Source organism: Fontibacter flavus (genome assembly GCF_042432905.1).
In the GTDB taxonomy this organism is placed as follows: Bacteria; Bacteroidota; Bacteroidia; order Cytophagales; family Cyclobacteriaceae; genus Fontibacter; species Fontibacter flavus.
This window is the reverse complement of sequence record NZ_JBHLWI010000009.1, coordinates 247,261-261,490: the sequence shown is the minus strand read 5'-3', so window position 1 is coordinate 261,490 and position 14,230 is coordinate 247,261. Positions and strand designations below refer to the sequence as shown.

The following is a 14,230-nucleotide window of genomic DNA, read 5'->3' as shown; positions in this document are numbered from 1 at the left end:
CATGAATAAAGACCTGATTAGTAACCTTGATCTGATCATCATGGTAATCTACCTGATAGGAATGATTTTTTATGGCCTTTATCATTCAAAAAGGCAGAGTTCTGAAGAATACTTTTTGGCAGGAAGAAGCATGACCTGGCCAATTGTGGGCATTTCTTTGTTTGCTGCCAACATCTCCAGTACAACATTGATAGGTTTGGCAGGTGATGCCTACAGTACCGGCATTTCGGTTTATAACTACGAATGGATGGCTGCTGTAATTCTGGTCTTTTTCAGTATTTTCTTTTTGCCGTTTTATTTACGATCAGGTGTATTTACCATGCCTGAATTTTTAGAAAGAAGATACGACAGAAGAAGCCGCTATTACTTCTCTTTCATCACCTTAATAGGCAATGTAATGATCGAAACAGCTGCAGGACTTTATGCAGGAAGTTTGATTTTAAAACTGGTATTTCCAGAAATCAGCATGACGGTCATAATCATGATTTTGGCATTTGCAGCTGCTGCATATACCATACCTGGAGGATTATCTTCAGTGGTACATACTGAAGTAATCCAGGCAATTCTCTTGTTGGCAGGTTCATTGATCCTCACTTATGTCACCTATCAAGCGGTAGGTGGTTGGGAAAATGTCAAGGCCGCCACTCCTCCTGAAATGATCAGCCTAATCAGGCCAATGGATGATCCATCTGTGCCCTGGACAGGACTAATATTCGGAGTCCCCTTGTTAGGATTCTATTTCTGGGCAAATAATCAATTCATGGTCCAAAGAGTACTGACAGCAAAAGACCTCAACCATGGAAGATGGGGAGCTTTGTTTGCCGGCCTATTAAAATTACCAGTTTTGTTCTTTATGGTGTTTCCGGGAACCATGGCCAGGGTACTTTATCCTGAATTGGAAAACCCGGATACAGTATTTCCCCATCTGGTCTTCAACTTATTACCGGCTGGTTTGATAGGTCTTTTGATGGCGGGCTTATTGGCGGCCATGTCCTCGAGTATTTCAGCCACTTTGAATTCTGCCTCAACCCTGATCACAATGGATTTTGTGAAAAACCTCAGGCCGGGTCTGAGTAGCAAACAGTTAGTGAAAGTGGGGCAATTCGCGACGGTGATTTTGGTCTTATTGGCAGCAGCCTGGACCCCTCAAATTGAGAAGTTCGACTCCTTGTTCAAATATCTTCAAATGGTAGTTGGTCTAATCGCCCCTCCAGTGGTAGTGGTTTTTATTTGGGGCATGTTTTGGAAAAGAGGAAACGCAGATGGGGCCTTTTACAGCTTGATAACGGGTTTTGTTATAGCAGCTATCCTGATCATGTTAAAGGTGACAATGCCGGAAGCTGGTATTTCCCAGTGGCATTTTTTGCATACTGCCCCATTACTGTTTTTGGCATGTACATTGGTCTATGTTGTGGTCAGCTTGTCTACTGACATTCCTTCTTCCGAAAAAATAAATGAATACACCTGGAACAATAAGATCTATACCGATGAAACAGCCAGTTTGAGTGCGCTTCCTTGGTATAAAAATTACCGTATTCTATCTGTGTTTCTTTTGATCTTGACTTTCATCATTGTATGGATTTACAAATAGCAAATGAACAAGCATTGAACTTATTGCGGAAGGCATCCCACGAGAAAGGATTTCTTGCCTCTGCAATTATAAAGGATAATTACCAAAGGGTTTGGACACGGGATGGTATGATTACAGGTCTTGCCGCACTGGCATCAAGAGAAGCTGACCTTGTACAGACTTTTCACCAAACCATTAGCACTTTGGGAAGACATATCAGCCCGCAAGGCCTTGTGCCCTCAAATGTGGATGTGGCGGAAAAATCCATCAGCTATGGAGGGCTCGCAGGACGAGCGGATACTGGGGCATGGTGGATCATAGGTATCTGTCTTTATGTCAAACTTACCGGTGAAAAAGATTTCCTGAAAAGCTTTGAAAGTCAAATTGAAAAAATCCATGAACTCTACCATGCTTGGGAATATAATAGCAAGCACTTGGTTTATGTTCCCCTAGCAGGTGATTGGGCAGATGAATATGTGCTCCATGGATATGTGCTATACGATCAGGTACTCAGATATGCCGCTTTAAGACTTTCCGGGCAACTCTTGGAGCGGCAGGAATGGATTAATAAATCTGATGCGGTAAAACTGGCTATTTATGAAAATTACTATATAAATGAAGATTGGAGAGAATCTGGAATCCATCAAAAGGCCAAAAAAGCATTATTAAAAAAATCTGGGGCTACAGCTTACCTTCCGGCTTCTTTTCATCCTGCAGGTTATCAAGATTACTTTGATGCCTTGGGAAATTCTTTGGCGACCATTTTCAATACCCATCCGGATCCTGAAAAATACCTGGATTGGACTCTCGAAAAATTCGAAAGGGCCATACCGGCGTTCTATCCAACCATTGAAGAAAAGGATCAGGATTTTGCATTATTGAAGCAGAATTTCAGGTTTGAATTCAGAAATAAGCCGAATGAATTTCACAATGGGGGTATATGGCCAATGGTTAATGGATTTTGGGGAATAGCGATGTTCTTGTTTAAGGGTAAAGCTGAAGCTGCTGAAATTTTGGATAAAGTCATTGCATTCAACAGTCAAAATTCATGGGAATTTAATGAATGTTTCCATGGAATAACCGGAAAGGCCTGTGGGATCCCCCAATGTACCTGGAGTGCTGCAGGTCAACTTTTATTAGAAAACACACTGAGTAAAGGATTTTATTTATTGGATTGACATGAAGAAAAGCATAGACATTATTGTCATAGGAGAATTACTTGTGGACCTCATAGGCCATGAATTGAGAGATGAGATTTTCAGAACCCACTCATTCAGACGTTTTCAAGGTGGAAGTCCTGCCAATTTGGGTGCTAATCTGACCCGATTGGGAAAAAATGTACATCTCATAGCAAGTGTGGGCAAAGATGGCATAGGTCAATACCTGATCCATGAATTGGAAAAGTTGGGATTAAATAGCTCAGGAATTAAAGAGAGAGAGAATTTTCCCACCTCATTGGTTTTGCTTTCCAGAACACACGGCACTCCTGATTTTATAGCCTACAGGGAAGCGGACCATTTTATTTTTCCCGAAGACATTTCCGATGAAGTCCTTCATCAGTCTAAACTCTACCATACCACATGTTTTGCTTTGAGTAAACAGCCGGCACAGAGAACCATCATGGATGGGGCAAGGAGAGCTCTAGAACATAATGTTCAATTAAGCATAGACCTCAATTATGCACCAAGTATTTGGCCGGACCACATTGAAGCACTCCATGTCATCCAATCATATTGTAGTTTGGCCCCATTTGTGAAATTAAGCCAGGATGATTGTGATAGGATTTTCATAAAGAAAATCAGCCATGAAGATGCCATACAAACAATTTTGGATTGGGGAGCACGCTTGGTTTGCTTCACATTGGGAAAGGAAGGAAGTTTATTATGGACTTCGGATGGAGAAAAGCTGAAAATTCCTGCAACAGAAGTAAAAATAAAAGGTGATGCTACAGGTGCCGGAGATGCCTATTGGTCTGGTTTTTTGGGAGCTTGGTTAGATGGGAAAGACTGGATGCAATGTGTTGAAAATGCCTCCAAAATGGCCGCATTGAAGCTTTCCATTGATGGGCCTTTACCTGAAAAAGTGACTTTTGCGTGAAAATTTGATCCAACTGACTTTCATAAAAAAATTAACCTGCCGGATTTCAACGAAAATTAGGCAGGTTAAATTTAAGCTTAGACTGAATGGATATCCCTAAACTTATCTTTCTATATACATTTCCACCCTTCTGTTCAGTTCTCTTCCATCTTCAGTATTATTGTCCCCAACAGGCCTTGTTCCTCCCCAACCCGAGATCCTGATTCTTTCAAAATTTATTCCTTTGAGTGTTAAATAAGCCCTTATTTTAGAAGCTCTTTTCAAGGACAATTCTTTATTCAAAACAGGATCACCTGCATTGTCAGTGTGGCCTTCCAGACGTATTTTGATTTCCGGATTGCTTTCCATAAAAGCAACCAATTGATCGAGCACCTGAATGGAAATAGCATCTTCAAAATCCGACGTTCCCCTGACAAATTGAATATTATTTAAAACGAGACTAGCTCCAGACTTGGCAGGAACCAAATATAAGATATTATTTTCCAGACTATTCCACTCAGCGACAGTAAGAGAAGTTGGTAAATATCCTTGAGCAGATACCAAAATACTGCTCCACCTGACTTGCCTAAATGCATCCTGAAGAGATTCATCATCTCTCACCTGCTTTGTTACACCTTTTTCATTGGCCAATGTCAATTGATAACCAACCGGAATTTGAGTTTGAACTTCCAGTACTTTAACATCATTGATGGCTATGATGTCTTCTTCGGCCAATAAGGGCTGCACCATCGGTTCCTCTACATTTGCCGGTACGGCTTTTTGTACCGCTTCACTTTTCACCAATTCAACGGCCTTATTCTCTACCACTATCTCCTTAATAACTGTATCCTGAACGATTACCGGAGGATTGATTACCGGAGGGTTTATCACTGCTTTGTTTGTTACAGAATCAAGATTAACCTGTAGTTGGGTTTCCTGGATCTTCTCTTCAATTTCAACTTTTGCTTCTTCAACCACTGCCACTTCCTCAATAATCAATGACTCTGCTTCTTCAAATTTTACCTGAAAAAAATCCGCGAAACCATCTGAATTCTTTGTTGAAGTCAATAAGGCCAAGTTTTCTTCAGGAAATAACTGAGCATAGCCAAGATCGGATCCGCTGGAATTTACATTTTCCAAAAGTCTTGGACTTGTCCAATCCTTCCAAGAATCATTTAATCGTTGTGCATAGAAAATATTTTTTCCTTTTCCATTGGCATTGGCATTTGTAGAAAAATAAAGTGTTTGCTGATCATTAGATAAAAAAGGAGTCTGCTCCTGGGCAAAGGTATTTATGGTAGGCCCAAGGTTCTCAGGAGAAGACCAAATTCCCTCAGACTGTTTGAAACTGATATAAATATCTTCATTTCCAAAAGAACCGAAAGAGTTCATGGACATGATGATGATACTATCTCCTGATAACCTTGCGCTGAAATGACTTGAATTATTTCTGAAACTTCCCATCAGCAAAGGCCTGACATAATTCCAGTCACTCCCAAACTTTGCATATTGATGAATTCCCTGAGGTTTGCCACTTCCACTATGGTATACAAAAACTGTAACGGGATCTGGAAAACCAACCACAACATCATTACCGGCGGTTGAAAGACCGGGAACTCTTGTTGCTTTTGACCAATTTCCTTTGGAATCCTTGGCACTCATATAAATATCTCCAAAATCAGCAGGTCCACCAGTGTTTTCAGGATGGTACCCAATACTAAAAAATAATTCCCCGGAAGGCGAAAGCACAGCGTGCTGCTCATCATAGGGTGAATTCAAGTTTTTAATCGACTCATTTTCCTGAGCAGATACAGAGAAATAAACACAAAAAGCAAGCAGTAAGGGACTGCTTGCTTTCAATTTTGGAAATATTTTTTCTAGATGCATTTTTATTATTGATCCAAGACTATTGCAAATACCAAAGGTGCTACAATAGTTGCATCAGATTCGATGATGTATTTAGGTGTTTTGATACCTAATTTACCCCATGTAATCTTTTCATTTGGAACTGCTCCGGAATAAGACCCATAAGAGGTCGTAGAGTCAGAAATCTGACAGAAATAACCCCATAAAGGCACATTATCCCTTTGAAGGTCCTGATGCAACATCGGTACCACGCAAATAGGGAAATCACCGGCTATACCTCCTCCAATCTGGAAGAAACCAACTGTACTATCTTCAGTGGCGTTTTTGGTATACCAATCTGCTAGGAACATCATATATTGGATACCACTTTTTACGGTATGCACATTTTTGATATCACCTGCGATCACGTGACCTGCATACATGTTGCCCAAAGTTGAGTCTTCCCATCCCGGAACGATGATTGGCAGGTTTTTCTTTGCCGCTTCCAACAACCAGGAATTTTTAGGATCAATTTGGAAAGAAGCATCCAATTTTCCTGAAAGAAGAATTTTGTAGAAAAACTCATGCGGGAAAAAGCTTTCACCGGCTTGGTCTGCTCTCATCCATTCTTCCAGGATAACATTTTCGATCCTTCTCATGGCTTCCATTTCTGGAATGCAGGTATCCGTCACCCTATTCATATGACGTTCTAGCAAATCTTGTTCCTGTTCTGGTGAAAGGTCCCTATAATTTGGAATTCTTTCATAATAATTATGTGCAACCAAGTTAAAAACGTCTTCCTCCAGGTTTGCTCCGGTACAGGTAATGATCTGAACTTTATCTTGACGGATCATTTCAGCCAATGAAATGCCCAATTCTGCTGTGGACATGGCACCGGCAAGGGTTACCATCATTTTGCCATTATTATCCAGGTGCGTTTTATAACCTTCAGCGGCATCTATCAAAGCTGCTGCATTGAAGTGTCGAAAATTATGTTTTAAAAATTCAGTGATTTTCATGGATATAGTCTTTTAGTTGTCAAGGTGCAAAAGTACCAATTAATCCAACATGAAAAAAGCCCCGGATTATCGGGGCTTTTTAGAAGATCAAAGGTGATTGATTCTTATTTCTTTTCTACTTTGGAAGCAGCGTATTTTTTATTCAACCCTTCCACAACCTCATCGGTTACATCCAATGATTTTTTAGAATACCAAACAGCTCCACCTCTTGTGTAGGAAAGGATCATTTCCAAATCTTTTTCTTCAGCATAGGAAGTAAGATATTCCTGTATCATATCATAAACATCACTGTAGAGTTTGGATTCATCTGCAGAAAGCTCCTGCATCAGGTTGTCTCTATATGTTACCAGATTTCTCTCTTTCTTCATCAAGTCCTCTTGCTTGGCTCTTGCCTGATTCATGGTCATTGAAGAAGCGGTCTGCTCAAAATTGGCCACTTCCTGTTCGAAACCTCTCGCCCTGTTGCTCAGTTCAGATTCGTATTTTCTGCCCTTTTCGGTGATTTCTTCTGATTTCTCTTTATAGAAATCAAACTTTGAAATCACTGAATCAGTAAGAACATAAGCGATTTTAAGATCGGTAATACTTAATTCATTGGAACTTTCAGCATCGGAAGCGGCGGCGCCACTTTGTCCTTGCTGGTTACAGGATGAAAAGGTAATGGCAGCGATGCCTAAAAAACCCAATACTTTTGCTAATTTTTTCACGTGTCTTGACTTAAATTTCAACTAGGCGCAAATATAAACAAAGTATCGAAACCACAAATCTTAAGGCAACTTCGAAATGTTAAAATCCGTTAATACTGTTTTTTCTCTCGGTCTAAAATGGATTTGTACACAACCGCTTGTCCAAAAATTGACAAACCAGCAAAAATAAATGACAAAGCCAGTGTACCTAAGCCAAACCAGGACAGGAATCCTTTACCGCTAAATTTCATGATTGTGGACTCTCCAAGCAGACTCAACCCAAAACCCATCAACAAAATCCCTGCTACTGCATAGGTTAACCACTTTCTTTTCAATGCTTTCATTTTGATCATGATTAAAAGAATAAATCCTGCGCCAAACGATAAGTATTCGCATGAGCTTCTATAATTTGGGAAATTTTCTCAGAATATCCACCTCCCATACAGCACATCACCGGTATTTGATTTTTTTTAGCTGCTTCCAAAACTTTCCTGTCTCTTTCCTTACAGCCTTGAATGCTTAATCCAAGCCTGCCTAATTTATCAGAAGCCAGGACATCCACACCTGATTGATATATGATGAAATCCGGTTGTACATCATCAATAAGTGGCTTAAGATGCTGATCCAACAATTTTAAATACTGTTGATCATCTATCTTATCAGGAAGTCCAATGTCAAGATCGGACTTTTCTTTATGCATTGGATAATTGGCAGCACCATGCATACTGAAAGTAAATACTCTATTTTCCTGCTGAAAAATTTCAGCAGTACCATTACCCTGATGCACATCAAGGTCAATGACAAGAATCTTTTTTGAAAGTTGATTTTCTAACAGGTAATTAGCTGTGATCGCAATGTCGTTCAAAAGACAAAAACCTTCTCCCCTGTCTGTAAAAGCATGGTGCGTACCTCCCGCAATATTCATCGCTACTCCAAATTCCAGCGCAAAAATAGCCGCCTGAACAGAGCCATGCATAATATGAATCTCTCTTTCAACCAATTCCTCACTTAACGGAAAACCTGTTTTCCTGATCTCTGACTTGCTCAGAGAAAGGGTTTTAAGTTTGCTAAAATAAGTCGGTTCATGGGTATTTAAAATCCATTTATCGGCCAAAACCTCTGGATTAAAAAAATTAGCTTCTTTTACCGTCCCTTCATAAAGAAGCTGTTCTGGTAAAAGGTTGTACTTTTCCATTGGAAATCTGTGTCCTTTTGGAAGAGGATGGCAATACTTAGGTGACCAGGCAATTTTCAACATGTCATAAAAAAACGCTTGTTGATTTAACAAGCGAAATGTGTTTTTGTTAGTCGGCTATTGATGACTTTATTCATCATCCACATCCTCTTCTTCAGACTGAAAACTGTATAACGTATCGTCGAGTTTAAGAGTATCATCGTTGAATGCTTTGACAAACTTACTGATAACTTTGTCATCTATATATTCCACATTCAGTGCAGCATCTAACCCAATACCAAAATCATGGTTGGTGTCAATATCAACAAACTCCTGCACTTTTACGGTTTCATCTTCTTCCATATCCATGATAATCTCTGTTATGAACCAACCGATCTCCTCTTCTTCGCTGCTTAATGGTTTCAAGTTGCCATTCTCATCTTCTTCATAATGGATACCTTTGAAATTGGGGAACTTTTTGGCTGCTTCATGTTCTGCAATTTCGTACAATTCAGACGAATGATGCAGCCTTAGGGTATACAATGCAGCATCATATATTACTTCCCTACCTTCATACATCCCAATAAAGTAGAAATTGACAAATTCATCTGAATTTTCTTCTCCAGGAACTATCTTGTATAGTTGCTTGGAAGCAGAAAGTTCACTCTTTAAGGCCTCTATGGTTTCTGGTTTAAAACCTTCATTTAAGATGTTCATAAGAAAAGTTTAGGGTTTACAAAGACAACATACAACACAATCAGTTAATTTAAAAGCTGAAATTTACTATCCGGTCAGTTGTTCAACTTTAAGTAATTAATTTATAAGCAATTAACTTAAAAAAAAATGATGGAAATAAAAAATGATGATGAATATTTAAAAGAATTACTAAAACTTTCTGAAAATGAAACTTTGGATTTTAAACAAGGTATCAACAAATCTTCAAGAATTGCCAAAACATTGATTGCATTTGCCAATACAAAAGGTGGAAAAATTGCCGTTGGGATTTCAGATAAGAAAAAATTAACAGGCATAGATCCGGAGGAAGAAATATTCATGCTCGAAAAAGCCAATAAAGAATATTGCTCCCCTCCCATTCAGATGTCCAATACCGTATATGAAACCAATGGTCTTGATGATCCCAAATCAGAAACCGAAATTTATATTTTAATTGTTGATATCCCGAAATCCGAAGAGAAACATTATTTTATCAATCCGGATCAAACCCTAATGGCCTATACAAGAGTAAAAGATAAAAGCCTGCCTACCACTTCTACCAATTGACATGAAAGACAGTGTAATTATCTCCCAAAGGAAACACCAAGCAAGGAATTGACCAAGCCCAAAATCAGGCCAAATAACAATGCCCACCAAAAACCATCCACTGTAAAGCCTGGAATAATTTGTGCGGCCAAAAGGATTAAAATGGCATTGATGGCCAATAGAAACAGACCAAGCGTAATGATGGTAATGGGAATGGTCAGCACAATCAAAATTGGCTTTATGGTCAAGTTTAACAAAGCTATCAAAGCAGCAACCACCACTCCGGTCCAAAAACTTTCTACATGTACTCCGGGAAGGAGATATTGGGTGATGAAAACGGCTATTCCTCCCAACAGAAGTTGTATCAGAATATTCATTGCCTGATTGTCTTTACTCATATTAATTTGCTCTATAGGTCCTTATTCAAATATAACGGAATAGTTTCATTATTTCAATTCATGATTTTGGTCAAAAATCAAGGTCAATTTTACATGAGTAATTTAAAAATTATGATTTAAGGCTTTATCTTTGTGTCTTAACATCAAATTTATTTACCGAGTGATCTTAATTATCTTCTTTCTGCTGCATTGGTATTTCTCTTTGTTTTGCCAAAGTTTCTTCCTTCACAGATATGCAGCTCATCAAATGTTCTATATGAATAAATTCTGGGAAAGATTTTTCTACATCTTTACCTGGATCTGGCAGGGAAGTTCTTATTTATCCCCAAGAGCCTATGCAATTCTTCACAGAATGCATCATGCCTACAGTGACACCCCTAAAGACCCTCATAGTCCCCATCATACAGAAAATCTCTTTACGATGATGTGGAAAACCAAAAACATTTACAATGATTACTTTACCTTCAAATTGAAGCCAGAAGAAAGGTTTTCCAAAGATGTGCCAGATTGGAACAGATTTGACCGCTTTGCGGATTCCATGTCCATTCGTTTGGGCTGGGGTATTGTATATGTGTTGATCTATGTACTCAGCATTTCGGTATTTGAATTAGCCGGTACTCACTGGTGGATGTATTTCTTACTTCCGATTCATTTCCTGATGGGACCCGTTCATGGGGCAATTGTTAACTGGAGTGGACATAAATATGGCTATGCCAACTTTGACAACAATGACAAATCCAAAAACAGCTTGTTGTTAGACGTTTTGATGCTAGGGGAATTGTTCCAGAACAATCACCACAAACTACCAAACAGGCCTAACTTTGCCGTTAAATGGTATGAATTTGATCCCACCTATCCTATCGTGAAATTATTGCATGCTACAGGCATCATCAAGTTAAGAACAAGTTAAACAAAAAATATTTGTTGAATAAAGAAGCTGTTTTCTCTGGATGGCAGCTTTTTTTGTTTTTTTGATGGATTTTTTTCCTTAAGACTCATTTTTTCACACCATATCCTGATTTGATGTTTTTTTAAAATTATCGCAAATTATAACCTCTTGAAACATACATTTTTGAATAATCCTTAAAATTACTAATGCATTAATTTGTTAACTAATAAATTTTTACTAATTTTACCGTTACCGATAGAAAGATTTATTTCTCATGTTAGGAAAAAACAAACTAAACAGCTAATTTGGATGTGTAAACAAACTTAAACACAATTATGAGAGAATTAACAAGAGCAGAAGAGCAAATCATGCAGATCCTATGGGATATCGAGAAAGGTTTCGTCAAAGATATCTTGGAAAAAATGTCTGAGCCTAAACCGGCTTATAACACCGTATCCACCATTGTGCGTATTTTGGAAAGAAAGGGATTCGTAAGTCACAAAGCTTATGGCAAGTCACATGAATACTTCCCGATTGTTTCCAAGGATGAGTACAGAAGCTTTTCCATCAAAAATCTTCTTTCAGGCTATTTTAGTGGCTCATTCTCGAAATTGGCTTCTTTCTTCGCCAAGGATAAAAACTTGGACTTAAAAGAGCTTGATAAGATCATGAGTGAGGTAAAAGATGATATCAAAAAATAGCCTATGGCTGTTTTAATTGATTATATCTGGCAAAGCACCTTTTGTATGCTGATTTTCTACGGGATATATTGGATATTCCTTAGAAATGAGAAAATTTTCCATGTCACCAGGTTATTCTTGTTGATTGCGCCAATTCTGGCGTTAATTTTCCCTTTGATCAGCATACCGGTAGGATTTGATAAGCCTGATATCTCATTAGAACAAACGCAGTTTTACCGGGCGCTGTCCATTCAGGAAGCGCCCGATGAAATTGCAGCGACTTTTGGCCTTCCTGAGGTCACCGTTGAAAGTACCAAGCTACCTATTTTGTGGGAATTCAAGGATTACTTCATCCTTTCCTATTTTGCAGTAATCATATTTCTTTCTTTTCGGTTATTTTGGAATTTTATCCAATTAAGATTGATATGGGAAAAAGGATGGTACCAAACCTCCTTTAACCTTAAGGACAATTATTTCCTGATTCCGACTTTCGGTCTTACACCTGTTTTTTCTTTCTTTAACAAGTTGTTTTGGGATGATACACAAGAACTGCTTCCTAAAGAAAAAGAACAGATCATCCAGCATGAGATTGTCCATATCAGGCAAAGACACTCGTATGATGTACTTTTCTATCAGGTTTTGAGTGTGATTTTCTGGTATAATCCAGCCATTCACCTATTGAGAAATGCGCTTGTAGATGTCCATGAATACCTCGCAGATGAAAATGTATTAAAAGAAACTTCACATAAAGAAATATATCCAAAACTGATCGTCAAAATGGCTTTTAAGGGAATAGATCTTCCTATCGGTAATTATTTCATAAGATCGACAACCCTCAAACGAATCATGATGATGAAAAAATCAGCAAAAACAAATTGGGTGAAAACCTTGATGGTATTTCCTCTTTCTCTGGCATTGATGGCCCTGGTTTCCATGAAAACCAATTCCGGGAACAAACTTATTCCACTGAGCCTCACGGACAATATAGAAAATATCCGTAACCTACTTTTGGCCTCACAGGACTCATTGGATATCCACATGAAAGTCAAAAAGATCAAAAGTCCTTTGCATTATGAGTATATCCATCCTCTTGAAGGTGATTTACTTAAGGCTCAAATCGGGGAACTGCAATATGAATTCAGTCAAATCAATACTGATGAAGATTATATCAAGGTCAGAAGCCTGATTCAATCCCTTCGGAACACTTCGCAAATCAGAAAAGAGTACCCCGAAACATATAGGGAAGATCAAGTAGATAGAAAAGCAGAGCCTCGGCAAGGTCTTTCGGATTGGAGTTTGGAGTTAATTCGAAATCTGGAAATACCCAAAAAAGAATTGGCGCTTGGAATCGGTGGCAGATTGGAAGTGGAATTTGTCATCAATCAGGTAGGTAATATCGAAAAGCCTGTCATCAAAACAAGTTTTGGAGGTGGACTGGATGACCTGATCCTGAAAGAAATCAGCAAGCCTGCCTATCAAGGTTGGAAAACAGCACAAATAGACGGGAAGCCGGTTAAGATGCTCCAAACAGTTACTTTTGCTTTCTCTCCTGAAAACAACGTCACTGCAAATGCGGCCTCTACCTTTTTTAATCCAAAAGGCAATGAACCTGTTCATCAAAACATTGTTTATGGACAAGATGAGGTTTTTGATGTAGTAGAGGATGCTCCTGAATTCGAGGGAGGTATGGAAGCTCTGAAAAATTACCTGAAAACAAACTTGAAATACACTGATTTTGCAAAAGAAAAGGGAATTGAAGGTACTGTCTATGTGGTTTTTGTGGTAACCAAAGAAGGTAAAGTTGAAAACCCAGAGATACTAAGGGGCATTGGAGGAGGCCTGGACCAGGAAGCCCTAAGGGTCATTTCAGAAAGTCCCGCTTGGATACCAGGAAAACAAAGCGGAAAAGATGTAAACGTACGCATGAGGTTACCGATAAGGTTTAAATTACCGGAGCCCCATACTTCATTAAACGGAGTAGCAACCTTGGATAGCCCCTCTTATTCGGAAACAGGAATCCAGCCTTCAGAAGCCTTTAACATTTATGTAAGAAGAAATATCAAATATCCCCTAGCTGCTAGGGAATCAGAAATCAGTGGTGTAGTAAGAGCGGAGTTGACACTTAATAAAGATGGTCTTTTCCAATCCATAAGCATCATCAATAGCTCTGACAAATCATTTGATGAGGAAGTACTCCGTGTACTTGATCAGAATAAAGAGAAGTGGCTTGTGGATGGCAAGCAGGAAAAATATAAAGTTGTCTTGCCCATTAACTTTATGCTAGCCAACAAAAATGCCTCTGTAAGATCAAAAGAACCACATGAAATTGGGGTAACTTATTACCAAAGTACTGCCAACAGCCAAAATAATTTTAAAGTCAATGAGTTAAATGGGTACCTAAACATGCAGGATGGCGTCAACATTAAGACCCAAACCAAAGAACAACCCTTATTTATCATCAATGGGGAAGCAAGACCCGGTATCAATCTTGACAAAGAAATTGATCCTAAGAAAATTAAAAGCATGGAAGTGCTCAAAGGAGAAAAAGCGAATGAACTCGCAGCTTCTCATGGAGAAAAAGGGCTGAATGGCGTTATTGTTATCTATACCAAAGATTAAAAAATTCAATTAAA

At 38.8% G+C, this 14,230-nt stretch carries 14 protein-coding genes; 7 read left to right on the top strand and 7 right to left on the bottom strand.

The window, feature by feature from the left end; all coding sequences use genetic code 11:
• The first annotated feature begins 1 nt into the window (after position 1).
• From ACFFIP_RS05700 to ACFFIP_RS05690, 3 genes are read left to right on the top strand one after another with little or no spacing between them, the layout of a single operon-like run.
• Entirely contained in the window at positions 2-1,591 is a 1,590-nt protein-coding gene (locus ACFFIP_RS05700) for a sodium:solute symporter (RefSeq protein ID WP_382386608.1), read from the top strand.
• Positions 1,576-2,748: a glycoside hydrolase 100 family protein gene (locus tag ACFFIP_RS05695; RefSeq protein WP_382386607.1), complete on the top strand. Its 1,173-nt coding sequence runs from the start codon at positions 1,576-1,578 to the stop codon at positions 2,746-2,748. The genes ACFFIP_RS05700 and ACFFIP_RS05695 overlap by 16 nt, the downstream gene beginning before the upstream one ends.
• Before the next feature lies 1 nt (position 2,749).
• Complete coding sequence (locus tag ACFFIP_RS05690; protein ID WP_382386606.1) at positions 2,750-3,667, top strand: carbohydrate kinase family protein; 918 nt, start codon at positions 2,750-2,752, stop codon at positions 3,665-3,667.
• A 102-nt stretch (positions 3,668-3,769) separates the two neighbouring features.
• Here the strand turns inward: ACFFIP_RS05690 and ACFFIP_RS05685 are convergent, their stop codons facing one another.
• The 6 genes from ACFFIP_RS05685 to ACFFIP_RS05660 all read right to left on the bottom strand — a co-directional run bounded on the left by ACFFIP_RS05685 (position 3,770) and on the right by ACFFIP_RS05660 (position 9,087).
• Complete coding sequence (locus ACFFIP_RS05685) at positions 3,770-5,506, bottom strand: OmpA family protein (RefSeq protein ID WP_382386605.1); 1,737 nt, start codon at positions 5,504-5,506, stop codon at positions 3,770-3,772.
• 32 nt (positions 5,507-5,538) lie between these two features.
• Positions 5,539-6,510: a deoxyhypusine synthase family protein gene (locus ACFFIP_RS05680; RefSeq protein ID WP_382386604.1), complete on the bottom strand. Its 972-nt coding sequence runs from the start codon at positions 6,508-6,510 to the stop codon at positions 5,539-5,541.
• Positions 6,511-6,614: 104 nt separating this feature from the next.
• The gene (locus ACFFIP_RS05675) at positions 6,615-7,217 is read right to left on the bottom strand and encodes an OmpH/Skp family outer membrane protein (RefSeq protein ID WP_382386603.1); all 603 of its coding nucleotides are present in this window, start codon (positions 7,215-7,217) and stop codon (positions 6,615-6,617) included.
• A gap of 89 nt (positions 7,218-7,306) precedes the next feature.
• Positions 7,307-7,540, bottom strand: coding sequence for a hypothetical protein (locus tag ACFFIP_RS05670; protein ID WP_382386602.1), 234 nt, complete (start codon positions 7,538-7,540; stop codon positions 7,307-7,309).
• 11 nt (positions 7,541-7,551) lie between these two features.
• Positions 7,552-8,454 (bottom strand): histone deacetylase family protein, encoded by a 903-nt coding sequence (locus tag ACFFIP_RS05665; protein WP_382386626.1) that lies wholly within the window; start codon positions 8,452-8,454, stop codon positions 7,552-7,554.
• A 66-nt stretch (positions 8,455-8,520) separates the two neighbouring features.
• On the bottom strand, positions 8,521-9,087 hold the full coding sequence (locus ACFFIP_RS05660) for a hypothetical protein (RefSeq protein WP_382386601.1): 567 nt from the start codon (positions 9,085-9,087) through the stop codon (positions 8,521-8,523).
• A 126-nt stretch (positions 9,088-9,213) separates the two neighbouring features.
• Here ACFFIP_RS05660 and ACFFIP_RS05655 point away from each other — a divergent pair, with 126 nt between their 5' ends.
• Entirely contained in the window at positions 9,214-9,651 is a 438-nt protein-coding gene (locus ACFFIP_RS05655) for an AlbA family DNA-binding domain-containing protein (protein ID WP_382386600.1), read from the top strand.
• A gap of 17 nt (positions 9,652-9,668) precedes the next feature.
• On the opposite strand, the gene ACFFIP_RS05650 is transcribed toward ACFFIP_RS05655, so the two are convergent.
• Positions 9,669-10,028, bottom strand: coding sequence for a phage holin family protein (locus ACFFIP_RS05650; RefSeq protein ID WP_382386599.1), 360 nt, complete (start codon positions 10,026-10,028; stop codon positions 9,669-9,671).
• Positions 10,029-10,188: 160 nt separating this feature from the next.
• Between ACFFIP_RS05650 and ACFFIP_RS05645 the strand changes: the two genes are divergently transcribed.
• From ACFFIP_RS05645 to ACFFIP_RS05635, 3 genes are all read left to right on the top strand, one after another.
• Complete coding sequence (locus ACFFIP_RS05645; RefSeq protein ID WP_382386598.1) at positions 10,189-10,938, top strand: acyl-CoA desaturase; 750 nt, start codon at positions 10,189-10,191, stop codon at positions 10,936-10,938.
• A gap of 314 nt (positions 10,939-11,252) precedes the next feature.
• The gene (locus ACFFIP_RS05640; RefSeq protein WP_382386597.1) at positions 11,253-11,618 is read left to right on the top strand and encodes a BlaI/MecI/CopY family transcriptional regulator; all 366 of its coding nucleotides are present in this window, start codon (positions 11,253-11,255) and stop codon (positions 11,616-11,618) included.
• A gap of 3 nt (positions 11,619-11,621) precedes the next feature.
• Positions 11,622-14,216, top strand: a complete 2,595-nt coding sequence (locus ACFFIP_RS05635) for a TonB family protein (protein WP_382386596.1) — start codon at positions 11,622-11,624, stop codon at positions 14,214-14,216.
• Positions 14,217-14,230: the final 14 nt, after the last annotated feature.

What these genes read in the sequence shown, in the direction of transcription:
- ACFFIP_RS05700 (WP_382386608.1), top strand. Translation starts at nt 2, where the DNA reads ATGAATAAAGACCTGATTAGTAACCTTGATCTGATCATCATGGTAATC.
- ACFFIP_RS05695 (WP_382386607.1), top strand. Translation starts at nt 1,576, where the DNA reads ATGGATTTACAAATAGCAAATGAACAAGCATTGAACTTATTGCGGAAG.
- ACFFIP_RS05690 (WP_382386606.1), top strand. Translation starts at nt 2,750, where the DNA reads ATGAAGAAAAGCATAGACATTATTGTCATAGGAGAATTACTTGTGGAC.
- ACFFIP_RS05680 (WP_382386604.1), bottom strand. Translation starts at nt 6,510, where the DNA reads ATGAAAATCACTGAATTTTTAAAACATAATTTTCGACACTTCAATGCA.
- ACFFIP_RS05670 (WP_382386602.1), bottom strand. Translation starts at nt 7,540, where the DNA reads ATGAAAGCATTGAAAAGAAAGTGGTTAACCTATGCAGTAGCAGGGATT.
- ACFFIP_RS05665 (WP_382386626.1), bottom strand. Translation starts at nt 8,454, where the DNA reads ATGTTGAAAATTGCCTGGTCACCTAAGTATTGCCATCCTCTTCCAAAA.
- ACFFIP_RS05660 (WP_382386601.1), bottom strand. Translation starts at nt 9,087, where the DNA reads ATGAACATCTTAAATGAAGGTTTTAAACCAGAAACCATAGAGGCCTTA.
- ACFFIP_RS05655 (WP_382386600.1), top strand. Translation starts at nt 9,214, where the DNA reads ATGATGGAAATAAAAAATGATGATGAATATTTAAAAGAATTACTAAAA.
- ACFFIP_RS05650 (WP_382386599.1), bottom strand. Translation starts at nt 10,028, where the DNA reads ATGAGTAAAGACAATCAGGCAATGAATATTCTGATACAACTTCTGTTG.
- ACFFIP_RS05640 (WP_382386597.1), top strand. Translation starts at nt 11,253, where the DNA reads ATGAGAGAATTAACAAGAGCAGAAGAGCAAATCATGCAGATCCTATGG.
- ACFFIP_RS05635 (WP_382386596.1), top strand. Translation starts at nt 11,622, where the DNA reads ATGGCTGTTTTAATTGATTATATCTGGCAAAGCACCTTTTGTATGCTG.